Below are 24,112 nucleotides of genomic sequence, written 5' to 3' on the forward strand. Positions count from 1 at the left end.
CTCACCGTCCTCCCGGCGCGACGCAGAGGAGCGTGGCGCTCGTGATCAACACCAGCTTGGCACAGTGGCCGCGCCGCTCGGCCCGGGAACTCGGGTCCCGCCGCGGTGCGGATGCCGAGCATCCCGCTCCGGCACGAGCCAAAGGCGCCGAGCGGGAGGCAAAATGAGGCATGGGCACGACGGACTCCTCCCGAGCAGTCGCCGGCCGGTCGGTGGCCGATCTCGCCGCGCCGCCCAGTGGCCTGCTTGATCTGCTCAGTGTCGCTGCGGTGGTGCTCAACGCGGACGGCCAGGTGGTCTTCTGGAGTCCCAAGGCCGAGGAACTGTTCGGCTACACCGCCGCGGAGGCGCTGGGTCAGTCCGCAGCTCGGCTGACGGTCCACGAGGAGCATCGCGACGAGGTGACCCAGCTGTTCACCGAGGTCATGGAATCCGGCACCGATTGGGCCGGGGCGTTCCCGATCCGGCACAAGGACGGCAGTACCCGCCTGGTGGAGTTCCGCAACATGCGGTTGCTGGACGATCTCGGTGACGTCTACGCCCTCGGACTTGCCGCGGATCAAGCCGCTGTGGAGCGGGTCGAGCGAGATGCCGCCCTGGCCGTGCGTCTGGTGTCCCAGTCCCCGGTCGGGCTCGCCATCCTGGACTCGGACCTGCGGTACGTGGCCGTGAATCCCGCCCTCGAACGCATCACCGGCCAGTCCGCCGCCGAGCGTCTTGGCCGACCGGTCGGCGAGATCCTGACCTTCCTGGACACCGACCCCGAGGCGCGTCTGCGCCGTGTCCTGGAGACGGGCGAGTCGGTCGTGGACCGGGACATCGTCTGCCGTCCCCCCGGCGACCCGGAGCACGAGCATGCCTGGTCCGTCTCGTACTACCGGCTGGAGGATTCCGGGGGGCGGGTGCTGGGCCTGGCCTATTCGGTCATCGACGTCACCGAACGTCACCGAGCCGCTGCCGAGGCGGCACGGGCCCGGCAACGGCTGGCACTGATCGCACAGGCCTCCGCCTGCGTGGGTTCCACCCTCGATCTGGAGACGACGGCGCGCGAGCTCGCCGACGTCGTCGTACCGGTCCTGGCCGATGTGGCCGCCGTGGACGTACTCGACAGCGCCCTGGACGGCCGGACCGCGCCGGACGAGGGACCGGCTCGCTTCCGCGCCCTTGCCGTGAGCGCGGCCCATTCCACCGAGGCAGCCCGCGCGGCCGACCCGCTCGGCGGACTCGCCACCTATGACAGCGACCGCCTCATCACCCGGTGTGTGCGCACCCGCCAACCGGTACTGGTGCCCCACACCACCCGTCGGGATCTGGAGCGCATCGCCCGCCATGGCGAGGCCGCCTCCCTCCTGGCGACGGCCGGCGTGCACTCCTACCTGGCCGTACCGCTGATGGCCCGGGGCCAAGTCCTCGGCGCCCTCGACCTCGCTCGCACCCGGAACCCCGCTCCCTTCGATGACGACGACGTGGTCCTCGCCCTGGAGTTGGCCGCCCGAGCCGCGGTCTGCATCGACAATGCCCGTGGATACCAGGCCCAGCGCCGTGCGGCCCTCACCCTCCAGCGCAGCATGCTCCCCCAGCTCACCTCGCACCTGCCGGGCTTGGAGGTCGCCTGCCGCTACCAGCCCGCCGGCGCCACGATCGAGATCGGCGGCGACTGGTACGACGCCATCCCTCTGCAGGCAGACAAGACCGCCCTGGTCGTCGGGGACGTCATGGGCAGCGGCATCAACGCCGCGGCCACCATGGGGCAACTCCGCAGCGCTGCCCGCGCCTTCGCCGAACTCGATCTCTCCCCGGCCGAGGCCATGTATCACCTCGGCCACTTGACCGAAGGAGTCGAGCAGGCCATCACCACCTGCATCTACTGCGTCTACGACCCGCACCGGAGCCAGTGCCGGATATGCCTCGCCGGACACCTGCCCCCGGCCCTGCTGCGGGTCGGCCAAGCGCCGCAGCTTCTCGACCTCCCGACCGGCGCACCGCTGGGCGTCGGCGGGGTCCCCTTCGAGGCCGCCACCATCGCCTTCCGACCCGGCGACGAGCTGGTTCTCTACACCGATGGCCTGGTCGAAACGCGAAGCGAACCCATCGACGCCCGCCTCGACACCCTGCTCGACGCCCTCGCGGCGACACGCGGACATGACCTGGAAGAGACCTGTGACCGCGTCCTGGAGATTCTCCGGCCGCCCGGTGGTGAGGACGACGTCGCCCTGCTCATCGCCCGGTCTCAGCCCTGAACGGTCACATCAGCTTCTGCTTCGGCGCATAGAGCTGCTAAGGGATGGCCAGCTCGGCCCAGATGGTCTTCCCGGACGAGGTGTATCGCGTGCCCCAGCGCTGGGACACCTGAGCCACGAGGAACAGGCCGCGGCCCCCCTCATCGTCCCGGCGCGCTCGCCGCAGGTGAGGTGCGGTGTGCGCGTTGTCGGAAACCTCGCACAGCAGGCCGCGGTCCCTGATCAGCCTCAGCAGGACGGGCCCGGTGGCGTACCGGATGCTGTTGGTGACCAGCTCGCTGACCACGAGTTCGGCGGTGAACGCCAGTTCGGACAGGCCCCAGGTCTCCAGTTGGCGCTCGCTGACTGTGCGGGCGTGAGCCACCATGGCCGGGTCGGGCGGCAGCTCCAGGTCAGCCACCTGGTCGGCGTCGAGCCGCCGGGTGCGGACGAGCAGCAGCGTGGCATCGTCCGCCTGCGGTCCGGGCGGCAGGACCGACAGCGCCCGGTCGCACAGTTCCTCCAGTGGGCACCGGTGCCAGGTGAGCACATGGGCAAGGCGGTCGATTCCGCTGTCGATGTCGGTGCGCCGGTCCTCCACGACGCCATCCGTGAAGAAGGCCACCACGCTGCCGCTGGACAAGTTCAGCTCGACGTTCTCGTAGGGCAGGCCGCCCAGCCCCAGGGGCGGTCCCGGTGCCAGCGCGGACAAGGCCACCGCGCCGCTCGCATCGGCCACGATCGGCGGCGGATGGCCCGCGCTCGCCCAGACACACCGGCCGCTGACCGGGTCATAGATCGCGTACAGGCACGTCACCCCGAGCGCCTCGTCGCTCAGCCCGTCATCGCCGTGGGGCTCCGAGTCCTGCGCGACCAGGCCGTCCAGCCGGGTGAGCAGTTCGGCCGGGTCCAAGTCCAGCAGGGCCAGGGTCCGTACGGTACCGCGCAGCCGGCCCATGGTCGCGGCAGCGTGCATGCCGTGGCCCACCACGTCTCCGACGGTCAGGCCCACTCGGGCACCGGACAGCGGGATCAGGTCGAACCAGTCGCCGCCCACGCCCACGCGGCTGTCGGCAGGCAGATAGCGGTACGCCACGTCGACCGCGCTCTGCTCGGCCAGGCGCTGTGGCAGCAGGCTTCGCTGCAGAACCAGGGCTGCCGCATGCTGACTGGTGTAACGGCGGGCGTTGTCGATCCCGACGGCGGCTCGCTCGGCCAGTTCCACGGCAAGCGTCTGCTCCTCCGGCCCGAAGGGGTCGGGGTTGCTGACGCGCCGGAAGGTGACAAGGCCCAGGACCGCATCGCGGGTGAGCAGCGGGACGAAGAGGCAGGAGTGCGGGGCAGCCGATCCCGCGGCGGCCGATCCCGCAGCGGTCGGTGCCTCGGCCGGGGCGGCGTCGACGACGGGGCGGCCGCTGGCCAGACTCAGAGCCTGCGGTGACGAGGGCGGGTAGGAGACGGGACTGGTCCGGAACTCCTCCCGGGTGCGACCGTGCATCCGCAGCAGACTGTGCCCCGGCGCCGAGCCCGTCGGTGGCTGCCGTCCCTCGATGACCGCCGACGGCAGGTCTACCAGCACCTCGTCGGCCAGCTGTGGTACCGCCACATCGGCAAGCTCAGCGGCCGTACGACGCACGTCCAGCGAGGCACCGATGCGCTTTCCTGCCCGCACGAGCAGCGACAGTCGTTCCTGGGCGCGGTAGCGGTCGGTGATGTCCAGGGACTCCTCGAACAGCCCCAGCGGTTCGCCCCGGGCGTCCACCAGCCGGTGGTACGAGCAGGACCAGACGTGCTCGCGCACCGGATCGGCGGGGGCGCGCCCGCGATAGTGCATGCCCATGATCGGTTCCCCCGTCGTCAGCACGTGCTCCATGATCTGGTCTTCGTCCGGAGGGTGGTGGCGGGAGATGAATTCGCCTTCGGGAAAGAGATCCGCGGCCGGTCGGCCGATGTACTGGGCGATCCCCGCGAGCTCCAGATCGGTGGAGACGTTCCCCCAGACGACGCGCATGTCGGTGTCGAAGATCGTCAGGCCCACGGGAGACTCGGTCGCCAGCCCCTGCAGCATCGCCAGCTGTGCCTCCCAGCCGCGCTGCGCCTCCAGGTCGGCCGCGACCACGACGGTCGCCGCGACGCCGCGGTGCGAGAGCGGACTGAACGTCACGGCCGCGCGCAGGGTACGTCCGTCCCGGCAGCAGAGGTCCAAGACCGTACCGCGGGGCTTGAGCGCCTTGCAGAGGGCGGACAGCCGCTGCTCGGGGGCCGCAGCCAGCAGCCGGGCGGCCGGCCGGCCGAGCACGTCCTCGGGTGAATGTCCCAGAAGGCGCTGGGCCGAGGATCCCCACCCGGAAATGCGGCCTTCGGCGTCCAGTACTGCGGCGGCGGCCTTGGAGAGGTCCAGAGGACTATGGAAATCGACGTTGGCCGCATTCGGAAAACGATCCATGGCACCGCTTCCCTTCGTGCCCCCTCAGCATCCCGTGCCACACGACGGACGACAACCGCACGTCCGAGCGGGGCCTGCGGCTCGGCGGGGCTGCGCGCCCGGCCCGGTGCCCTTCTGGGCCTCGACGGACGTGGCCGGCACGTAGGATGCGCCCGATCGCGTTTGACCTGTGAGGGAGGCTGGGGGCCCGGCCATTCCCCGGCACCCGTGGCCCGTGGGGCGCACCTTGAATCATGCCGACTCGATGGCACCGGGGAGTATCGTCGCTCGGTGGCGCGGGGCAGCGGTGGGTGCGCCGTCGCCGTCCTCGGTGGATCAGCCGGACCGCTCCCGGCCGGTACCCGGGCTCGTATGCCCGGCCGGTCGCGGTTGCCCTCAAGGGCGGCCGAGGATCGCAACATCCACGCTCCTGACCTGGTGGCGGCCCCGTTCAGGAAACGGCTGCTCGTCCGAGAGTCGTAACACCAGCGAACGGCTCGACATCGGCCGCGATGAGCATGGTCCGTTGGCGTTCGGGAGTTCGAAGGTCAAGGCTGGCCGAGGGGGGTGAAGGTCACTCCGGCCGCGTCACGTGCGCCGCGAACCGGGTCAGTACGGGGCTCGGGTCGTCCATGCGCCGGGCGAAGGAGATGGCGCAGCGGGGCGGGTAGTCGATGAAGCGGCGGATGTCGACCGCAAGTGGGCAGAGTTTGCGGGTGCGGCCGAGACCCATCACCGAGACTCCGGTCCCCTAGGCGACCGACGCGACGACCTGTTCGAAGTCCGGCCCCTCGGCGACCGACGCGACGACCTGCTTGACGTCCGGCTCCTCGGCGACGTTGTGCGGCGGCCCGTCCGGCAGGACGTTGGCGAGCAGCTCCTCGTACAGCACCGGGCCCGCCTCCCTCGGCCACGGCACGACCGGCAGGCCGTGCGGGTCGGACCGGGTGAGACCGCCCCGGTCGGTCGGCGGATGGCCGGTGGGCAGGAAGATGAAGTCGTCAATGCCGACGTCGGTCGGGGGCCTGGTGGCTCCCATGGTTCCGACAGGCGGAGGGGTTTGGAGGGCTGCTCCTGGACTCTGCGCTCGTACATTCAGCTCCTCCATTCCTCTGCTACGTCCGCGCCGAGATGACGCCTGTTCGGCCGACGTCCAGCCGCTCTTCCGCTCCAGCGGAGCGATCAGCCCGCGCATACAGGTCAGCGCCGACTCCCTCGGCTCCGCCCTGTTGAACCGGTGTACGAACCGCTCTTGCAAGGCACTCAGTTCGCCGGTCCACGACCTGACATCGGCAAGGTCCCCACCCACGCGATGAACCCGGCGACGTCGACGATCATCCCCGGGATACTGGTCGCCCATGGACGAGGTCAAAGTCGTGGTCGCCCATTCCGAGCGTGCGACGCTGCGCGTCGGTGACGTGTTCCTGAAGGTGGACGCCGATCAGGCGCGCATCGAGGTCGAGATCGAGGCGATGGCCCTGGCGCCGGTCCCGACTCCGAAAGTCCTGTGGCGCAAGCCGCCCGTGCTGGCGATCGCCGCGGTCCCGGGGACGGCGCTCGGCCGCCTCGGCGAGCCGTCGACCGCGTCGCCGGCGGCGTGGGCCGCGGCGGGTGCCGCCATCCGGAAGTTGCACGACGCGCCGTTGCCGCCCTGGCCCGGCCGAGGCGGCCGGGGCCTCGACGAGTTGGCGGCGGATCTCGACGGCGCGTGCGAGTGGCTCGTGACGAACGGCGTCCTGCCCGCCGACCTGGTCACCCGCAACCGCCAGGTCGCCGAGGCCGCGCTCCGGCCGTGGACTGCCGTGTTCACGCACGGCGACCTGCAGATCGCGCACGTGTTCGTCGACGGCGGCGAGGTCACCGGCATCATCGACTGGTCCGAGGCGGGCCAGGGTGATGCCCTGTACGACCTCGCCACCTTCACGCTCGGACACGAGGAGCACATCGACGACGTCATCGCTGGCTATGGCACCGACGTCGACCTCGACGTAATCCGCGCGTGGTGGTCGTTGCGGAGCCTGCTGGCAGTTCGCTGGCTGATCGAGCACGGCTTCGACCCGTTCGCGCCCGGCTGTGAAGTCGACGTACTGAGATCCCGGATGTGAGGCTGCGCGGGCCCGACTGCCATGAGTGCGTTCTGACACAGCGAGCAGGCCATCTCCTGGGGCGCGTTGCCTGCTCTTACTCCCGGCAAAGTGCGGTGCGTAGGCGGCGCCGGCAGATGACGGCGCAGCCGAGGGTGACGAACGCGGGGTGGATGTCGTCGCGGATCTCCCAACGGGTGCGCAGGCGGCGGCACCAGTGCACCAGCGCGGGGTCTGCGGCCCGCAGCTGACTAACGCCACACCCGCGCCGGCACACGGGACGGACCGCCCCGGGCGTGCGTATTCACCTGAAGGAAACGATCTTGGTCCACCGTTTGCCGCTCCGGCGTGGTGACTGGGCGCGCAGCCAGGGAACTGCAACCACGGAACGACGAAGGTCCCGACCGCCGAGCGGTCGGGACCTTCGTCTGCCCTGATGGGCTGAGGCGGAGGAAACGAGATGCGAAGGCGTGAGGGGTTGCCCCCAACACGCTTTCCAACTGTGTTGGTGGGGTGCTGGGCTGTGTGCAGGGGATGCCCAAGGCGGGCTAAGGCCGGGCTAAGGCGCATCGTCGAGCGGGAAGGTCTCGTCTTCCCCGAAGTCCGGGGCCTGGAAGGGGTTTGTCGTCGGAGGCGGCGATGCCGCGGTGGAGCAACGGGGCTGCCCTTCCACGGCGGAGAACAGCGACGTCGGATCGATGAGAGGTCTCTCTTTCGTTACAGAACCCTGAACGGGCCTGGTGTGCCGTGACCGGGCACAGCGGTCCTACAGCTTGGTCATCTTGGCGTACGGGCTCAGGATCCGCATCTGTGCCGAGCCGAAGTCCACGAGCGCAGCGATTCCATCCTCGATGCCGATTACCCGGCCGAGGCCGTACACGTCGTGTGTGACCTGGTCGCCCACGGCGAAGTGCTTGGGAGCCGGCGGGGCCGGGGCCTTGAAAGGGCTGGTAGGCAAATGACGCTTCGGTGCAGCAGGCTTTGTCATCGCCCCTAGTATGCACCTACGAACGGTGCTGGTGGCTGCCGCTCAGGGGCAGGAACAGCTGATTGCTGGACTCCACTCCTGCACGACTCCCGCACGAGCTGAGCCTGCCGACCGGCGGGCAGCCGGGCGGGGTCGGGCGGTTCGGACTCATCGGAGGCCGAAACGCCCGTACCCTTCGTGTCTACGGCGTCACATAACGGGCGCCAGACATTGGAGGCAATACCCCGTGCTGATTGCTCAGCGTCCGTCACTGACCGAAGAGGTCGTCGACGAGTTCCGCTCCCGGTTCGTGATCGAGCCGCTGGAGCCGGGCTTCGGTTACACCCTCGGCAACTCCCTGCGCCGTACGCTCCTGTCGTCGATCCCCGGCGCTGCTGTCACCAGCATCCGCGTCGACGGTGTCCTGCACGAGTTCACCACCGTGCCGGGCGTCAAGGAGGACGTCACCGACCTGATCCTCAACATCAAGCAGCTGGTCGTCTCCTCGGAGCACGACGAGCCGGTCGTGATGTACCTGCGCAAGCAGGGCCCGGGTCTGGTCACCGCCGCCGACATCGCGCCGCCGGCCGGTGTCGAGGTGCACAACCCCGACCTGGTCCTCGCCACGCTCAACGGCAAGGGCAAGCTGGAGATGGAGCTGACCGTCGAGCGCGGTCGCGGCTACGTCTCCGCCGTGCAGAACAAGCAGGTGGGCCAGGAGATCGGCCGTATCCCGGTCGACTCGATCTACTCGCCGGTTCTGAAGGTCACGTACAAGGTCGAGGCCACGCGTGTCGAGCAGCGCACCGACTTCGACAAGCTGATCGTCGACGTCGAGACCAAGCAGGCGATGCGTCCGCGTGACGCCATGGCCTCCGCCGGTAAGACGCTGGTCGAGCTGTTCGGTCTCGCCCGCGAGCTGAACATCGACGCCGAGGGCATCGACATGGGCCCGTCCCCGACGGACGCCGCCCTTGCCGCCGACCTGGCGCTGCCGATCGAGGAGCTGGAGCTCACCGTTCGGTCGTACAACTGCCTCAAGCGCGAGGGTGTGCACTCGGTGGGTGAGCTCATGGCGCGCTCCGAGGCCGACCTGCTGGACATCCGCAACTTCGGTGCGAAGTCCATCGACGAGGTCAAGGCGAAGCTGGCCGGCATGGGCCTGGCCCTGAAGGACAGCCCGCCCGGATTCGACCCGACGGCCGCCGTGGACGCCTTCGGTGCCGACGACGACGCGGGCACCGGGTTCGGGGGGACCGAGCAGTACTGAACGCTGCGCCGGGTCGCGGGGGAGCCAGGGAGGCAGAGCGGCCGGCGATGAGCACCGGCCGACCGCACCCGGCTCCCCGAGGGCCCACTTGCGGAGATGCGGACGCCCAAGCCCTCCGAGCCTGATCAAGGTGGCGAAGGCGGCCGCCATCTCCACCTTGTTGCCCCCGGCACGATTGCTCGACGCTGCCGCGTGGCGCTGTCTTACCTGGTCAGCGCCATGCGGCACAGTCGTCCATCCGTCTCAGGTGGCGCGGGTGGCGCGGATCCTTCCGGCCGCGTCCCTGACCGGAGTGGCGTGTAGGGCCCGGCCCCGCTGGTGAGGGTGGGGCGGGCCCGGCCGGTGGGTTGACAGGCCTGCGAACCTTGATCACTGCCGAGCCTGCTGGGTAGGTTGGCCGGCATGAGTGAGCTCGGACCCGTCTCCTGGCCACCTGCCCCGATCAGGACCGAGCGGCTCGTGCTCCGTGAGCCCGAGGCCCGGGACCGGGCGGCGGTCATCGAGTTGCATGCCTTGCCAGAGGTGAACACCTACCTCGGTGGCCCCCGACCCCGTGACGAGCTCGAGCGCGCGATGCCCGGGGCACCCAGCCGGCGCCCCGGCCTTTTCACAGTCGACCTCGACGGAGCGATGATCGGCCAGATCACACTCACCAGAGAAACGGGGCACATTCGTCAGGCTGCCGGGAAGGCAGAGCTCGGCTACCTGTTCCTGCCGGAGGCGTGGGGATACGGGTACGCCGCCGAGTCGTGCGCAGCGGCACTCGACTGGTTCGCCGGCGCGCTTCCCGGCGAACCAGTGGTGCTCGCCACGCAGACCGCCAACGTCCGCTCGATGCGCCTAGCGGCGAAGCTGGGGTTCATCGAGGTAGAGCGGTTTGAGGCCTACGGCGCCGAGCAGTGGTTCGGCATGTGGTCCTCGGTTACGCCGTCCGGTTGAGCTCCTGCTCCACAGCGCGGATCCGCCAGGCCACCGATCGGTCTTCGGTGTTGTAGATGTCGGCGGTCGCCCGCTTGGCCGCCGACTGCGCGGACTTCGGCAGGCTGTCGACGATGTTGGCCGTTTCCTGCACCCAGCAGCGCTGGTCGAAAAGCCCAGAGCGACGTCACCGACCGCGCCCAGGCCGAGGCCCGGACGCCCCCCTGGCGGCCGGGTCAACAGCTGGAGTTCAACGAGGAGATGCACCGGCCGCCCTGGACGTCGTCATGGTGATCCTCTTCTCCACGAGGCTCGTGGACGAGGACGTCGCCGAGATTCGCCGCGCCACCCCGGCCGTCCTGCGCGGCTTCATCCTGCGCGCGCTGTATCCGACGACCCGGCTGGAGCGCGTGCTCATCACGGCCAACCGTCGCTACTGGCTCTTCCACGAGCTGAGCCGGCGGCCCGCGGTGCAACGCCGCTTCCGCGACGAGGCCCGCTCCGTGCTGGGCGGACGTCGGTGCGCCTACGAGGACATCCCCCGGCTGGAGTACGTACGGCGCGTCATCCTCGAATGCACCCGTTTGCACACGCTGACCTGGCTGTTGATACGCCGCAGCCGGGAAGAGGCGCACCTCGGCGGCATCCGCTTCCCCACGGATACTGACGTGCTCTTCAGCCCGACCGCCTTCGACCACGATCCCCGACTCTGTCCCGACTCCGCCTCCTGCGACCCCGACCGCCCGCCCCGAGCGCGGCACACACCCGCACCACAGCGCCTTCATCTCCTTCATCCCCTTCATCCTCAGACGCGAACTCGCGACCTGAACTCGGTCTACGCTGATGTCTCCGCACACATGGCCACCGGCACCACAGCGCCGCGCATCCGTCTGCCCGCCCACCGCGTCCCCTTGAGAGGCGAACGTGCCCGACTACCTCTTCGACAACGTTGCCCCCGAGACGGCGGGCCGCTTCTCCGTCCTGGAGGAGTGCTACGACCCTGTCTCCACCTACCAGTTGGCGCTCACCGGAGTCACCTCGGGCTGGAGATGCCTGGAGGTCGGCGGTGGCGGCGGTTCGCTCGGGGATTGGCTCGGTGCGCAGGTGGGCCCGGACGGCGAGGTCACGGTCACCGATCTGGAGCCCCGCTGGGCGGCCTCGCGGTCCCATCCGGCTCAGGTGCGCCTGCTGCAGCACGACATCGTGCGTGATCCGCTGCCCGGCCGCGACTACGACCTTGTACACGCGCGGCTGGTGCTGTTGCACCTGCCCGAGCGGCTGAGCGTGCTACGGCGGCTGGTGTCGGCGCTGCGGCCGGGCGGCTGGCTGGTCCTGGAGGAGTTCGACTGCGGCTGGACGCCCGTACTGGCCGCACCCGACGAGGAGACCGCGAGAGTTTTCGAGCACGTGCACGCGACCCTGCTGGGGCTGGTGGAGCAGGCGGGTGGCGATCCGCTGTGGGGCCGCCGTGTGTTCGGCGCGATGCGGCAGGCCGGGCTGACCGACCTCACCGCGACCACGTACGCCGAGGCGTGGGCGGGCGGCGGCGCCGGCATCGCGCTGCACCGCCACAACACCGACCAGATCGCGGACGCCCTGGCCGCGGCAGGCATCACCGATGAGGAACTGGCCCGGTTCCGCGCCCTGTTGACGGATCCCGCCTTCGTCGTGAACTCCTATCCGATGGTCAGCGTGCGGGGCCGGCGTCCCGCCGAGACGCAGGAGGCGCCCTGATGAGCCAATCCGGCCCCTAGCTCGAAGCACGCCTGCCCTCGGCCGAGGAGCCGCTGCCGCTGATGGCCCGGCTCGCCCGCAGCGGCCTGTTCCGTCCCTACATGGTGTACGAGAGCGGCACCGAGTGATCCCTGGCCGGCGGCGCCCGGCCATGAGGAGCCCCGCCAACGCCGCTCTGGGAGCGTACGTACTGCAGTCGCGCCGGGCTGACCGTCTACCGCGACCGCGGCGAGCAGCACGTGTTCTACCACACCGAGATCGACGACGCCTTCGCCGGACAGGGCCTGGCCTCCCGGCTGGTCGAGGAGGCGCTCACCGACGTACGGGCGTCCGGGAAGCGGATCGTGCCCGTCTGCCCGTACGTGGCCAAGTTCCTGAAGAAGCATGAGGGGTTCGGCGACATCACCGACGAGGTGACCCCCGACGTCCTGCAATGGCTGGACGCCGAACTGGGCTGATCGCCCGCACACAGCGGGGTACGGGCGCACGGGGTGGAGTGGGACCGTGCGACACGCGCGCGGTCCCACCCGGCGTCGGATCAGCCCGTGTGCACGGTGCCCGCGTACCGCTGGGCGAAGCGGGTGCCCGTTCCCGCGGTGACCGTGAAGTCGTAGCGCCCCTCGTCGGTGCGCCACGTCAGCCGCGTGCGGTCGCCGGCACCGACCCATACGGTCCGCTCCTTGCCCGCGAAGTCGTTCGGCGTGAGCGTGAAGGCGACCTCGGAGCCGCCGGAGTTGCGCAGCTCCAGCTCGATCGACGCGGCCTCGGGCCGCCGGGACTGCCGCAGTGCCGCCGTGACCGTGGGCACCGCCACATCGTCCTGGCCCTCGCGGACGACCGTGCCGGAGAAACGGCGGACGAACCCGTCGGCGCCGTACACGGAGAAGTCGTAGCGGCCGTCGGTGTCGGCGCCGTCCCAGACGTAGGCGCGGGACGCGTGCGCAGGGACCGTGAACGGGGTGCCGGTGAAGGGCAGGGCGAGGTTCGGCAGCACGGTGAAGTGGTAGCCGACACTGCCGTCGTTGGTGAGGGTGCAGGTGACCTTGCCGGTGGCCCGGTCGACCGTCACATCGGCCCAGGGGCGGTACGGCAGTGCCCGGTGCGGGCGGCGGCCCTCCTCTTGCGCCGGCATGGACTGCTGGTCAGGGACCCTGACCGCCGGCAGGGAGGCGCCGGCGTCCGCCTTGGCCATCAGGGCGACCGTGTCGGGCAGTTGGGGGATGCCGTAGTCGGGCCTGGTGAAATCGAAGCAGCTGGTGAGGTCCCCGCAGACGGTGCGCCGCCAGTCGGAGATGTTGGGCTCGCGCACACCGGTGACGCGCTCCAGGAAGCGCAGCACCGAAGTGTGGTCGAACACCTGGGAGTTGACCCAGCCCCCGCGCGACCAGGGCGAGACGACCCACAGCGGCACCCGGCTGCCGAGGCCTATGGGCTTGCCGTTCGCGAACTCGTCCTTGGTCCCCGGTTCCGGGAACGGCGGGATGACATGGTCGAAGTAGCCGTCGTTCTCGTCGTACATGAGCAGGAAGACCGTGTGCTTCCACACCTCGGGGTTGGAGAACAGCGACCGCAGCGCGGTGTCCACCCAGTGGGCGCCGTAGTCGGGGCTGGCGTTGGGGTGTTCGCAGAACAGGTACGGCGCGACCAACCAGGAGACGGTGGGCAGCGTGCCGTCCTTGCAGTGCTGGTCGAAGGCCGTGAGGTCCCACTTCGTCATGGCGTTGACGTAACGCGGGTCGTCCTTGGGGAACTCGTGGAACTGCTTGAAGTACGACAGCGCGTTGTCGTCGTAGTCGCCGTACCGGTCGTCGGAGCCGTCCGGGTTGTGATAGACGCGCCAGGTGACGCCCGCCTTCTCCAGGCGCTCGGCGTACGTCGTCCAGTCGGCCACTGGGTTGTTCGTGACCGGCGTGTTGTCGGTCCACGGGCCGGTGGTGCCGTCGACACCCGGGCCCGCGGTGCCGGTCCACAGGTAGAGGCGGTTGGGGTCGGTGGGGCCGTTCAGCGAGCAGAAGTAGCCGTCGCACAGGGTGAACGCATCCGCCAGGGCGTACTGGTAGGGGATGTCCTCGCGGGTGAAGTAGCCCATCGTGCGCTCGCCCTTGGCCGCGACCCACTTGTCCATGGCGCCGCCGTTGACAGCCGTGTGGCCGGTGTCCCAGTCGTGCGGGAGCCCGGCCGCGTTCTGCGCGTTGTACTTCGTGGTGTCCATGCGGAAGGGCAGAAGGTAGCCGTCCTTGCGGCCTCTGTCGGGCTGGCGGAACACCGGGTCGCCGCTCGACAGCACGGTGGCCTGACGGTCGCCGAAGCCGCGTACACCGCTCAGGGTGCCGAAGTAGTGGTCGAAGCTGCGGTTCTCCTGCATCAGGATGACGACGTGCTTGACATCGGCGATGCCGCCGTGCCGGACGTCGGCGGCCTCGGCCGAGCCGGGGAGGCCGGCGGCGAGGGCGGCTCCGGCCGCGGCGGTGCCGATGAAGGAGCGGCGGCTGATCTCGGGCATGGGAGTCACGGGAGAGTGGTCCTTCGGTTCGGGGGTCAGCCGCGGGCGGGCAGGGAGAAGGTGACGACGGCGGCCGCGTGGTCGGAGGGCCAGCCGTTGCCGTTCGTGTTCGGCACCGGGCGGGGCCAGCCGGTGAACAGGGTGTGTGCCTCAAGGACCTTGAGCCGCCCCGCGAACTGGATCTGGTCGATCCGGTCCTGCGGTTCCGCGCCCCCGCCCTCGTGCTGCGGCCGGACGGGGGACCAGGTGATGCCGGGTGCCTTCACCGGGTTGGGGTGGTCCTCGCGGAAGGCGTCGACGAGGCCGGCCTTCTCCAGGGCCTCCGTGACGGGCCAGCGGACCCGGCCCACTCCGCTGTGCGCGGACGCCGTCCGGCTCGTCCAGTCGTGGTGCGAGGGCGAGGCGAGCCCGGCCGCCAGCACCAGCGGTGTGCGGGAGGCCAGCTCCGGCCGCAGCGCGGTCACCAGCGCCTGCACCTGCCGGTAGCGTGCCGTCCCCCGCTCCGAGGCCTCGACCTGCGCGGGCGTCCGGCCCGCCGACAGCGCGTACGGCCCGTAGTCGGCCTCGTCCAGCTGGGCCGTCCACAGCCGCACCGTGCGGTCGCCGGGCAGGCGCAGCGTCGCCGCGGCGGCCGGCAGTGCCGCGGTCGGGGCGACGACGTCGCCGAGCGGATAGCGGCTGACGATGCCCAGCCCGCCGACCTGGTACACCTGCCAGCCGAGCGCTCCGGCGAGCTTTTCGGCGCCGCTGTCACCGCATTCCTGCAGCGCTACGACGTCCAGCCCCTGCGTCAGCACCAGCCGCAGCTGCTTCTCCAGGAAACCGTCGATGTGCGCGCCCGCGTCCCAGAGGTTCAGCGTGGCGACCTTCAGCCGCAGCCGGTCCCGGGAGGCGCGTACGGGCACCTGGACGGTGACGGTGTCGGTGCCGACGGCGCTGTCGGTGACGGCGACCACGATCCGGCCGGGCGTGCGGGGCGCGAGGACCGGGGCCTTGCCGCTGACCGTGCCGTCCGCGGCGACCGACAGCCACGGGTCGCCCGCGACGCGCTGGAAGGCCGCGCCGCCCGCGGCATTGCCCTGGGGCCGGATCCACAGCCCGCCCAGCTTCACGGAGAAGTCGGTGCCCGCCGTCTGCGGCTCGGTGGTGACGGCGTCCACCACCGCGTGCGGACGCGTGATCACGGGGCGGATCAGGAAGCTGAACGGGGCTGTCTTGGCGAGGATGCCGTAGCCGTCCTTGGCCAACAGGTAGGCGGTGTACGGCCCGCCGCTCAGGCCCGAGGTGTCGATGGTGAGGTCGCCGGAGGCACCGGGGGTGTACTGCCAGGCGAGGGAGGAGCCGTGCCCCGGCTGCCGGTCGCCGTCGTAGACACCGATCCAGTTCTTCGCGTCGGGCGCGTCCGTCGTCCAGTGGAAGGAGACCTTGTCGCCCTCGTGCGGGGAGGGCGTCGTCAGCGCGATCGAGTCGCCGGTGGGCGCGTCCGCCGCCCGGGCGAAGGTCAGCTTGTCGCCGTGCTGGGACTGTGTCGGGGAGTCGGTGCCGAGGCTGCTTCCGGATGCGGCGGCTTGTGAGAGGGATGACACGGGGTTGGGTCCTCTCCGCTCCGGGCACCGCCGTGACGGCGCCCGGATGAGCAAAGTTGTCTAGATAACTCGACTCCCCAGCAAGCCGTCCCCCGGCGACGTCCCCGTGAACGCCGGGTTGCCATCGCCTGGTGCGGATGCGGAAATCTGAGAGTGTCCCGAGCATGCCGAGCGACGGCGATCCGACCCCGAAATACCAAGTGACCAGCTACATTTCGGCAGATCCGGCCCTTTGCCGCACACCCGGAAGCGGACCGGATCACATGCTTCCGTATGGCGCCCCCAGGGCTGCGCGGGCACCTCGCAATCGACGCCAGCTCAAGCCGCGCTGTGCACAGCACGTACGAACGCGTCCGGCGACTCCGGTCGCTGCTGAGGCACCGGACGCATGGGACGAGGTGAAAGACGGCATGACGACGCGTCCTCCTTGGAGCGGCTACGCGAGAGGGACTGGGGGGAGGTGATGCGGAACGGTTGGTTCAGAACGGGTAGTCGGCGATGTCCGGGCGGACGGTGAGCCACTGAGTCTCGGTGAAGGCCTCGATGTTGGCGGCGGCGCCGCCGAGCCGGGACCCGGTGCCGGACGCCTTGACCCCGCCGAAGGGCGCGTTCGGTTCGTCGCTGACCGTCTGCTCGTTGATGTGGACCTTGCCGGAGTCGATCCGGTCGGCGAGCTTCATCGCCGTACCGACGTCGCCGAGAATGCCGACGGACAGCCCGTACTCGCAGTCGTTGACGATCCGCGCGGCCTCTTCCAACGTCGAGAAGCCGATGACGGGTGCCACGGGCCCGAAGATCTCCTCGCGCCATGCGGGCATGTCGGTGGTGAGCCCGGTCAGTACGGTGGCCCGGTACCCGGCGCCCACGATCTCGCCGCCCGCGGCCACGGTCGCGCCCGCCGCGACGCTCTCGGTGACGATTCCATGCACCCGCTCCAGCTGCCGCCGGTCGATGAGCGGCCCCAGCGCCACGTTCTCCCGGGCGGGGTCGCCCACGGGCAGCGCCTCGGCCTTCGCCGTGAGCGCGGCGGTGTACTGCGCCAGGAGCGACTCGTGCACGATGTGCCGGCCGGTCGTCATACAGATCTGCCCCTGGTGCAGGTACGAGCCGAACGCACCGGCCGAGGCCGCCTTGTGTACATCCGTCCCGGGCAGCACCACCAGGGCGTTGTTCCCGCCGAGTTCGAGGTGGGCCCGCTTGAGCAGCCGGCCGGCCTGCTCGCCGATCGCCCGCCCGACCGGCGTGGATCCGGTGAAGGAGACGACCCGTACCTCGGGCGCCGCTACGACCGCCCGGCCGACCGAGCCGTCGCCCGGGAGCAGATGGAGCACGCCGGCGGGCAGCCCGGCCTCCTCGAAGACCCGGGCGATGACGACTCCGCCGCTGACCGCGGTGCGCGGATCCGGCTTGAGCAGCACCGCGTTGCCCAGCGCCAGCGCGGGTGCCACCGAGCGCAGCCCCAGGATGAGCGGGAAGTTGAACGGCGCGATCACGCTCACCACGCCCGCCGGGCGCCGCCGGGCCAGCGACCAGCGGGCGTCCTCCGACGTGAGCACCTCACCCTGCGGATGCGTCGGCAGACCCGCGCACTCGAAGCACTCGCCCAGCGCCAACTGCACCTCGAAGGCCGCCTTGGCCCGTACGGAGCCCGCCTCCCGCACCAGCCAGTCCTCGATCTCGGCGGCGTGCTCGGTGAACAGCTCGCCCGCGCGGCGCAGTACGGCCGCCCGCTGCTGCGGGGAAGCGGCCCCCCAGGACTGCTGGGCCTCGGCGGCGCGGGCGGCGGCGCGGCCCACGTCCTCGGCCGAGGCCAGGCCCACGGTGCCGAGCTGAGCCCCGGTCGCCGGCTCGATCACCGGCTGCTCGCGGCCGGCGTCCTTCCAACCGTCACTGAAGAGCCTCTTGCCCCAGACGTCGCTGTCCAGGAGTGCCATCGATGTCCCTTCCGTCACCCGTGCCGGGTGAACTCTCCGCGGGGGAGGGGGAGTTGGTCGGCTAGCGCTTCTCCGGAGGATGTGGTGAGCGCCGCGCCGACCTGGACGAGCCGGGGCCGTCCGGGACTTCGGACAGTACGGCGCGAAGCTCGTCCACGCCGTCGACGTGCCGGGCGGGTACTCCGTATCCCTGAGCGATGCGGGTGAATCTCAGGTTCGTGATGTCTCAGCAGGGGAGGGAGCCGGCGCCTAGCGGCAGCACGAGGTCGTGGCCCTCGGAGGCCGCGAGATCGGTGTGATTCCGGCGGGCAGCACACCTCGGAGCAGCGCGTGGCGGCTGGGAAAGGGCAGCAGGAAGAGTAAGGGCGCCGCCCACACCGGACCACCGAGCCGCTCGGCCAGTCGCACCGCGTCGTCGAAGAGCCCGGCCGAGTCGATGTCACCGCCCAGGACGAAGGCGGGCCGCACTGCGCGCCGGCCACCGCCCCGACCAGCCGGCGCCCCTGCTCCGCGTCGGGCGCACCGCCCTGCCACACCTGACGGTCCAGCACGGCCCCGGCCACCAGGGGCGGGCGTACGCGAGACCGACGACGCCCCACCAGGAACTTCGTTCCATCGGCGGAGGGCCGAGGCCGTCTGCTTCAGCGCGGATGAGGTCTTCTGTGTAGCCCAAGTCGACGAGAGTCGCCGACGCGGACCGGCCGGCTGACGGTGCTGGGTCCAGAAATCCGGGAGCGCGACAACACGGGGTGCGCGAGACTTGCCTGATGATCACTGACGTCACGGTGCGTGACGCTGACGCGGCTGATGCTCCAGTACTGGCCCGTCTGCGCTGGCATTCAAGCTGGAGGACCATGACGGGGACCTCTCCGAGCCGGTTCGGCCCGTGAACCACGCTGAGGACTGGATCCGGGAGCGGCTTGCGAGCAAACGCTGGCTGGCCTGGGTCGCCGAAAGCGACGGCGAGGTCTGCGGGCATGTCTTCCTCCACCCGGTGGAGAGGGTGCCGGAACCCTACGAGAACAACACCCCGCTCGGCTACGTCACGAACTTCTACGTGGTTCCCGAACGTCGCAATCGAGGGTTCGGGGCAGCCCTTCTTCAAGCCCTGAGAAGGCATGCGCAGGGCAGCGGCATGGACGTACTGATCGTCTGGCCGTCCGAACGCAGTGTGCCGCTCTACCATCGATCCGGGTTCCAGTCTCCGACCGAGTTGTTGGAGGCACGGTGAACTGACCACTGGTCATCGCGGACGATGGCAGGCGTCGAGTTCGAGGACAACGGGAGACACCCACGCATGCGTACGCCACCATCACCATCTGGAGCGGAGCGGGCTGACGGATCATCCGTCCGGATCGGCGCTCTCGTTCCGCTGACTCGGCCCGGCTGGGTCGAGGCAGGTCAACACGTGCTCGCTGGACTTGAGTTGGCCGCTCGCGATGTCAATGACACCGGCGGGATCGGCGGAAGACCACTTGAGGTGGTGGTCAGAGACACCGCGGCCGATCCAGAGAGGGCCGCGACGGCCGTGGACGACTTGGCTCACCTGGGCGTGGCCGCCTTGGCGGGGGAGTACCACAGCGTCGTCGCTCGTGCCATTGCCACCAGGGCCGACGCCCTCGGCCTTCCGTTCCTCTGCTCGTCAGCGGTTCTCGACGCGCTCACCGAACAGCCGACGGATTGGGTAGCGCGCCTCTCCCCGCCGCAGTCCCGCGGCTGGCAGGTCTACGCGGACTTTCTCCTCGGCGCGGGCCACCGTCGCATCGCCGTCGCAACCCAGTCCAGTGTCTACTGGGCCGCTGGGACCCGCATCCTGCGTGACCATCTCGCTCCACGCGGCGGCACCGTCATCGAACTCGACATGCGCACGCTCACCCCCACGACCGTGTGCGACGCACTCGTCGACCATCGCGCGACAGCCCTCCTTCTCCTGGTCGGCCACCCGGACCCGGCAGTGCCGATCGTCAAGTCTGTGCGCCGCGACCAGCGCCTCACCGAGATCATGATCGGTGCTCCAGCCGGGCAACCCGAACTCCCCGAGTGGGCGACCATGCTGGGCGCGGACAGCGCCGGGGTTCCGTTCCTGCGCTACCTGCCCGAACGCCTCAGCCCACTCGGTGCACGAGTTGAGACAGCCCTCCGCGAGCAGCTGGCCGAAGCGCCCTCCTTCGTCGCCTTCGAGGGTTACGACACGATCGCCGTCCTCGCCGATGTGCTGCGTTCATACGGCACGGACCGGTCGAGCACTGCCGCATCCTGGCCGCGCGTCGCAGTCGAAGGCACCCGCGGAAAGATCCAGTTCTCCCGCACGCCAGGCGTCAGTGTCTGGCAATGGGCGTCGACGCCGATCCAAGTCGTCGATCGAGATCCGGCGGAACCCGATCGCTTCCGGATCCTCCACGCCAGTTGAGGGCCCACCCGAGTCCCGACGAGTACCGGCAGGTGGGCTAGATTCGTGGTCGCCTTCGCAAGCCCACACTGCCCGAGGAACCGCCCGTGTCCCAACTACCGCCCCAGGGCGGCCTGAACGCCTCGTACACCTCGGCGCAGATACGACGCAACCGCCTGATCTTCCTCGGTCTGGTCCTTGTCATCGCGGGCATGGTGACGTTCTGGGCCTTGGGCCCGTACGACACGAAGGACCAGTCCGCGACGCTCAAGGCCGGTGACTGCTTCCAGAACATCGGGACGGACAAGGAAGCGAAGACCAAGAAGCTCGACTGCACTGACCCGCACGCCGACTACAAAGTCCTGAAGATGGACAAGAACGGAGTCGTCGATACGTTCTCGTGCTCCGGCGTCCCGGGCACGACCGGCTCGCTCACCCAGACAGGCCCCGGAAAATGGTTCGTCGTCTGCTTCAAGAAAAACGACGAGAAGGGCAAGAAGCAGACCGGAGCAGCCTAAGAGTTCGTGACACGATTGATCTGCTACTGCCGCCCCGGCCGTAGAGGGCACCCGGGCCGCAGCCGGTGGACGACCGGCTGTGTCACGGATGAACCGCGACCGTCGCCCCCGGCTCGTAGCTGGCCATGCCTGCCATCGACACCCGCCTGGAGCCCCGGCCCTTCACCCGCACGACCGGCGTCTGGCCGACCCGGCCCCAAGGTCCTGGCACGCGGCCGTGTCATCGGTTGGGCCAACTTCACGCGGTCAAGGTGAGTGCGCCGACGCGCAGTTGGACCGCACGTCACCCTTGCCAGAGGTCGGCTACCGAAGGGGCCAGTGCACGGGCCTGGGCGTGGCCCGCCTGGGCGGCAGCCGGCCGGCGTGTGTCGTCCGTCATGTTGCGGCCCATGATGCGGCGCGCGGTACGGTCCGGGGACAGCAGGACGACGCGTGCCCCGCCGTCGGACAGTTCCGCGGCCTGCTGCGAGGCGCTCGGATGCGGCCCAACCGCCCGGGGGATCGGCACGAGCGCCAGCACCCGCCGGTACCCGCGTGCGAGCTGGAGGTTGGCGGTCGAGCGACTGCCACCATCCATCCAGCGCCGGCCCGCTACGGTAACCGGCGGCCATACGACGGGCACGGCGCAGCTCGCCGCGACCGCTTCGAGGAGCGTCACCCCGGAAGGCGAGTCGAACACCCCGAGCTGTCCGGTCCGCGCGTCGATCGCGGTGATCCTCAGCTCTCGCTCAGGCCAGTCACGTACGTCGCCCAGGAGTGCGCCGACTGTGTCGAAGACCTCCGATTCCGGGCCGGTCCGGGCGCGTACCGCTGCCCGGGCGAGGCGTTCGATGGACCGCTGAGGATCGCGGGAGCCGAGCGCCGCCCACAAGAAGTGCGCCGTCTGGCGCGCTGTCACGGGCAGACGGATCGCGTCTGCTCCAGAGAGCTGGCGCTCGTACAGCTCTGCGGCCGGGACGCCGGACAGGAGCCGGGATCCGAAGACGGCACCCGCGGAGGTACCGATCACGACGTCGGCGCTGCTGAGATCGATCCCGGCTTCGGTGAGCCCGGCCAGCACTCCGGCCAACCAGGCTCCGCCCACCGGTCCACCGCCGCCGAGCACGAGTGCGGTGCCGGACACGCTTTCCCCCTCCCTGTGCACGACCGCGAACGCCTCGTCCGCGGGAGACAAACGGGGAACGGTCCCCGGTTGGTCGGTTGACGATAGCATCAGTACCGGGGAGTGCACCCCGGTACGAGGAGTGAGATGAGGGGAGACACGATGGGCGACCGTCCGCCGGCAGGACGCCGCGATGCGCTGCGCAACCGGAGGTTGCTGACGGACAAGGCCCGCGAGGTCTTCGCCGAACAGGGCTTGGATGCCCCGCTTGACGAAATCGCCCGGCGGGCGGGTGTCGGCAACGCCACCCTCTACCGCCACTTCCCGACCCGTGCCGCGCTGGTCGACGAGGTCTTCCGGGATGCGTTCGCTGACACCACAGTGGCGGGCGAACGGGCACGAACCGCCGAAGACGCATGGGCAGGACTGACGGAGTACCTACGCACAGTGTTCGCGGGCCTGGCCGCGGACCGCGGCACCAACGACCTCATGACCACGAACCTGGAAGGCGTCACTGCCCTGGAGGCGATCCACGCCCACAACCGCGAAACCATCGACGGGTTGCTCCGGCGCGGTCAGGAGCAGGGCACCATCCGCCCGGACATCACCACCGAGGACCTGCTCTTCACCCTGGCAGCGCTGGGCCGGGCCGTTCCCGCGCTCACCACGGTCGCCCCGGATGCCTGGCTCCGCCCGCTCGCCCTGCTCCTCGACGGCCTTCGCGCCCGCTCGGCCACGCCCCCTCTGCCCGCGCCGGCACTCACTTCCGCCCAGCTCGGCACGGTGCTGCTCACACTGGGTCCGCACAGGCGGCGTTGAGAGGTTCCGGGCTCGCCCGGCGCCGCCGGTCGATCTCCCCACTTGGTGGTCTGCGGTGGCCCCCTTGGCCGCGCCGGTCGTGGCTGCCAGACTGCGGCAGTGAACATTCGGGGGGATGTGGATGGGCGGGTTGGTCCGCAACCGTTCGCGTTACGGCCGGTCGCCTCGGTGGCGGCTGTTCTCGCCGCAGTGTTGGTCGCGCTGTCCGGGCGGTACGGCTTTCACCGCGACGAGCTCTACTTCCTGCTCGCCGGCCGGCATCCGGCCTGGGGCTACGTCGACCAGCCGCCGCTGACCCCGTTGCTCGCCCGGGTCGGCGCTGCCGTCTTCGGCGCGAGCCCGACAGGTCTGCGGGTCATACCCGCACTGCTCTCCGCATGCTCCGTGGTGCTGACGGCCCTGCTGGCCCGGGAGTTGGGAGCCGGTCGTGGCGGGCAGATCTTCGCGGCAGGATGCTGTGCCTGCTCCGGGTATGTCCTGGCCATGGGCCACTTGCTGTCCACCAGTACCTTCGATCTGACGGCAGAGCTGGGCGTTCTGCTCCTGACGCTCCGGCTGCTGCGGACCAGAGACCCCCGCTGGTGGCCGGCTCTGGGCGTGGTGACCGGGGTGACGCTGCTGAACAAACAGCTCGTCCTGTCGCTGCTCGTCGCATTGCTCCTCGCGCTGCCGCTGGATCTGCTGGTGACCCGCCCCTGGCGCGAGCTCGCGCGGCGCCCCCGGCTCGGCAGCGCAGGGCTGCTGCTCGGACCGCTGCTGGCGTTGTTCCTCGCGCTCCTCATCGGCGCACCCACACTCTGGTGGCAGGCCACGCACGGCTGGCCCGAGCTGAAGGTGGCCCGCGTTCTCAGCCACGTCCAAGGCGTGTCGGGACGGCTGCTGTTCCTACCGCTCCAGTTGCTCCAGTTCTCCCCGATCCTCGTTCCGGTCGCGATAGTCGGCCTGCGCCGGCTGCTCCGCGATGACGAACTGCGCTGGGCCCGGCCGCTGGCGCTCGCCTACCCGGTGCTCTGCATCCTGGTGCTCATCGGCGGTGGAAAGCCGTACTACCCGCTCCCGCTGCTGCTCGCCGTGACGGCGGCCGGCTGCGAACCCGTCGTCCACCGTGCCCGACGGTCCTGGCGAACCCTCACCCCCCTCCTTCTCCTGGCGGCGACCACCAGCGCCCTGGCCGCCCTGCCCGTGCTGCCGGTCTCGGCGGTCGCCGCGACCAACGCCATCGACATCGACCAGGGCGAGCAGGTCGGCTGGCCCCAATTCACCCGTACCACCGCGGCCGCCTGGACCGCGATCCCCGCAGCACAGCGCGCCCACGCTGTCCTGCTCACCTCGAACTACGGCGAGGCGGGCGCCCTCGCCCGCTATGGGCCCGCCTACGGGCTCCCCATCGCCTACTCCGGTCACATGAGCCTGTACGACTGGGGCCCGCCCCCGGACAGTTACGACGGCCCCGTCCTGCTGGTGGAACAGGCCGACGGTCAGCACCGCCTGGAACGGCCCTTCACCAACTGCCACGCCGCTGGCCGGATCGACAACGGCCATGGCATCGGCAACCAGGAGCAGCACGCAGATGTCGTGCTGTGCGAAGGCGCACACCAGCAGTGGTCCGTGCTCTGGCCGTCCCTGCGCCAGTACTGATCCGCC

Annotated in this window: 19 protein-coding genes and 3 pseudogenes; 12 read left to right on the forward strand and 10 right to left on the reverse strand. The window is 70.2% G+C overall.

Annotation, left to right across the window (positions count from 1 at the left end):
• Positions 1-170: 170 nt before the first annotated feature.
• Positions 171-2,240, forward strand: coding sequence for a SpoIIE family protein phosphatase (locus AB5L52_RS42285; RefSeq protein ID WP_369368417.1), 2,070 nt, complete (start codon positions 171-173; stop codon positions 2,238-2,240).
• A gap of 37 nt (positions 2,241-2,277) precedes the next feature.
• Here the strand turns inward: AB5L52_RS42285 and AB5L52_RS42290 are convergent, their stop codons facing one another.
• The 4 genes and pseudogenes from AB5L52_RS42290 to AB5L52_RS42305 all read right to left on the reverse strand — a co-directional run.
• On the reverse strand, positions 2,278-4,665 hold the full coding sequence (locus AB5L52_RS42290; protein ID WP_369368418.1) for a SpoIIE family protein phosphatase: 2,388 nt from the start codon (positions 4,663-4,665) through the stop codon (positions 2,278-2,280).
• 553 nt (positions 4,666-5,218) lie between these two features.
• Positions 5,219-5,377 (reverse strand): hypothetical protein, encoded by a 159-nt coding sequence (locus AB5L52_RS42295; RefSeq protein ID WP_369368419.1) that lies wholly within the window; start codon positions 5,375-5,377, stop codon positions 5,219-5,221.
• Positions 5,378-5,395: 18 nt separating this feature from the next.
• Positions 5,396-5,683, reverse strand: a complete 288-nt coding sequence (locus AB5L52_RS42300; RefSeq protein WP_351578176.1) for a hypothetical protein — start codon at positions 5,681-5,683, stop codon at positions 5,396-5,398.
• A 96-nt stretch (positions 5,684-5,779) separates the two neighbouring features.
• Positions 5,780-5,953 (reverse strand): annotated as a pseudogene (locus AB5L52_RS42305) (IS701 family transposase); the annotation flags it as partial.
• Between the two features lie 49 nt (positions 5,954-6,002).
• Between AB5L52_RS42305 and AB5L52_RS42310 the strand changes: the two are divergent.
• The gene (locus tag AB5L52_RS42310; protein WP_369368420.1) at positions 6,003-6,749 is read left to right on the forward strand and encodes a phosphotransferase family protein; all 747 of its coding nucleotides are present in this window, start codon (positions 6,003-6,005) and stop codon (positions 6,747-6,749) included.
• 745 nt (positions 6,750-7,494) lie between these two features.
• On the opposite strand, the gene AB5L52_RS42315 is transcribed toward AB5L52_RS42310, so the two are convergent.
• Complete coding sequence (locus tag AB5L52_RS42315; protein ID WP_351023623.1) at positions 7,495-7,716, reverse strand: hypothetical protein; 222 nt, start codon at positions 7,714-7,716, stop codon at positions 7,495-7,497.
• A 226-nt stretch (positions 7,717-7,942) separates the two neighbouring features.
• On the opposite strand from AB5L52_RS42315, the gene AB5L52_RS42320 reads away from it, so the two are divergent.
• Together AB5L52_RS42320 and AB5L52_RS42325 are read left to right on the forward strand one after the other, a co-directional pair.
• Positions 7,943-8,965 (forward strand): DNA-directed RNA polymerase subunit alpha, encoded by a 1,023-nt coding sequence (locus AB5L52_RS42320; RefSeq protein WP_369368421.1) that lies wholly within the window; start codon positions 7,943-7,945, stop codon positions 8,963-8,965.
• A gap of 402 nt (positions 8,966-9,367) precedes the next feature.
• Positions 9,368-9,904, forward strand: a complete 537-nt coding sequence (locus AB5L52_RS42325; RefSeq protein WP_369368422.1) for a GNAT family N-acetyltransferase — start codon at positions 9,368-9,370, stop codon at positions 9,902-9,904.
• On the opposite strand, the gene AB5L52_RS42330 is transcribed toward AB5L52_RS42325, so the two are convergent.
• Positions 9,888-10,037: a hypothetical protein gene (locus AB5L52_RS42330; RefSeq protein ID WP_369368423.1), complete on the reverse strand. Its 150-nt coding sequence runs from the start codon at positions 10,035-10,037 to the stop codon at positions 9,888-9,890. The two genes, AB5L52_RS42325 and AB5L52_RS42330, sit on opposite strands and share 17 nt — an antisense overlap.
• A gap of 133 nt (positions 10,038-10,170) precedes the next feature.
• On the opposite strand from AB5L52_RS42330, the pseudogene AB5L52_RS42335 reads away from it, so the two are divergent.
• The 3 genes and pseudogenes from AB5L52_RS42335 to AB5L52_RS42345 form a co-directional block, all read left to right on the forward strand.
• Positions 10,171-10,575: pseudogene (locus tag AB5L52_RS42335) on the forward strand (cytochrome P450); the annotation flags it as partial.
• A 232-nt stretch (positions 10,576-10,807) separates the two neighbouring features.
• The gene (locus tag AB5L52_RS42340; RefSeq protein ID WP_369368424.1) at positions 10,808-11,617 is read left to right on the forward strand and encodes a trans-aconitate 2-methyltransferase; all 810 of its coding nucleotides are present in this window, start codon (positions 10,808-10,810) and stop codon (positions 11,615-11,617) included.
• A gap of 197 nt (positions 11,618-11,814) precedes the next feature.
• Positions 11,815-12,075, forward strand: a pseudogene (locus AB5L52_RS42345) (GNAT family N-acetyltransferase); the annotation flags it as partial.
• A gap of 80 nt (positions 12,076-12,155) precedes the next feature.
• Here the strand turns inward: AB5L52_RS42345 and AB5L52_RS42350 are convergent.
• From AB5L52_RS42350 to AB5L52_RS42360, 3 genes are all read right to left on the reverse strand, one after another.
• On the reverse strand, positions 12,156-14,120 hold the full coding sequence (locus AB5L52_RS42350) for a phosphocholine-specific phospholipase C (RefSeq protein WP_369368425.1): 1,965 nt from the start codon (positions 14,118-14,120) through the stop codon (positions 12,156-12,158).
• Between the two features lie 35 nt (positions 14,121-14,155).
• Positions 14,156-15,706: a hypothetical protein gene (locus AB5L52_RS42355; protein WP_369368426.1), complete on the reverse strand. Its 1,551-nt coding sequence runs from the start codon at positions 15,704-15,706 to the stop codon at positions 14,156-14,158.
• Positions 15,707-16,185: 479 nt separating this feature from the next.
• A complete protein-coding gene (locus AB5L52_RS42360; RefSeq protein ID WP_369368427.1) occupies positions 16,186-17,640 on the reverse strand; it encodes a benzaldehyde dehydrogenase in 1,455 nt (484 codons plus the stop codon).
• 886 nt (positions 17,641-18,526) lie between these two features.
• Here AB5L52_RS42360 and AB5L52_RS42365 point away from each other — a divergent pair.
• The 3 genes from AB5L52_RS42365 to AB5L52_RS42375 all read left to right on the forward strand — a co-directional run bounded on the left by AB5L52_RS42365 (position 18,527) and on the right by AB5L52_RS42375 (position 20,547).
• The gene (locus AB5L52_RS42365) at positions 18,527-18,871 is read left to right on the forward strand and encodes a GNAT family N-acetyltransferase (protein ID WP_369368428.1); all 345 of its coding nucleotides are present in this window, start codon (positions 18,527-18,529) and stop codon (positions 18,869-18,871) included.
• A gap of 66 nt (positions 18,872-18,937) precedes the next feature.
• Positions 18,938-20,050: an ABC transporter substrate-binding protein gene (locus AB5L52_RS42370; RefSeq protein WP_369368429.1), complete on the forward strand. Its 1,113-nt coding sequence runs from the start codon at positions 18,938-18,940 to the stop codon at positions 20,048-20,050.
• An 86-nt stretch (positions 20,051-20,136) separates the two neighbouring features.
• Positions 20,137-20,547: a hypothetical protein gene (locus AB5L52_RS42375; RefSeq protein WP_369368430.1), complete on the forward strand. Its 411-nt coding sequence runs from the start codon at positions 20,137-20,139 to the stop codon at positions 20,545-20,547.
• A gap of 283 nt (positions 20,548-20,830) precedes the next feature.
• Here AB5L52_RS42375 and AB5L52_RS42380 read toward each other — a convergent pair whose 3' ends face one another.
• On the reverse strand, positions 20,831-21,670 hold the full coding sequence (locus tag AB5L52_RS42380) for a patatin-like phospholipase family protein (protein WP_369368431.1): 840 nt from the start codon (positions 21,668-21,670) through the stop codon (positions 20,831-20,833).
• Positions 21,671-21,811: 141 nt separating this feature from the next.
• On the opposite strand from AB5L52_RS42380, the gene AB5L52_RS42385 reads away from it, so the two are divergent.
• Both AB5L52_RS42385 and AB5L52_RS42390 read left to right on the forward strand, forming a co-directional pair.
• Positions 21,812-22,468, forward strand: coding sequence for a TetR/AcrR family transcriptional regulator (locus tag AB5L52_RS42385; protein ID WP_369368432.1), 657 nt, complete (start codon positions 21,812-21,814; stop codon positions 22,466-22,468).
• A 168-nt stretch (positions 22,469-22,636) separates the two neighbouring features.
• Complete coding sequence (locus AB5L52_RS42390; RefSeq protein WP_369368433.1) at positions 22,637-24,106, forward strand: ArnT family glycosyltransferase; 1,470 nt, start codon at positions 22,637-22,639, stop codon at positions 24,104-24,106.
• Positions 24,107-24,112 lie beyond the last annotated feature (6 nt).

Origin of the sequence: Streptomyces sp. CG4 (assembly GCF_041080655.1) — a bacterium.
Classification (GTDB): Bacteria; Actinomycetota; Actinomycetes; order Streptomycetales; family Streptomycetaceae; genus Streptomyces.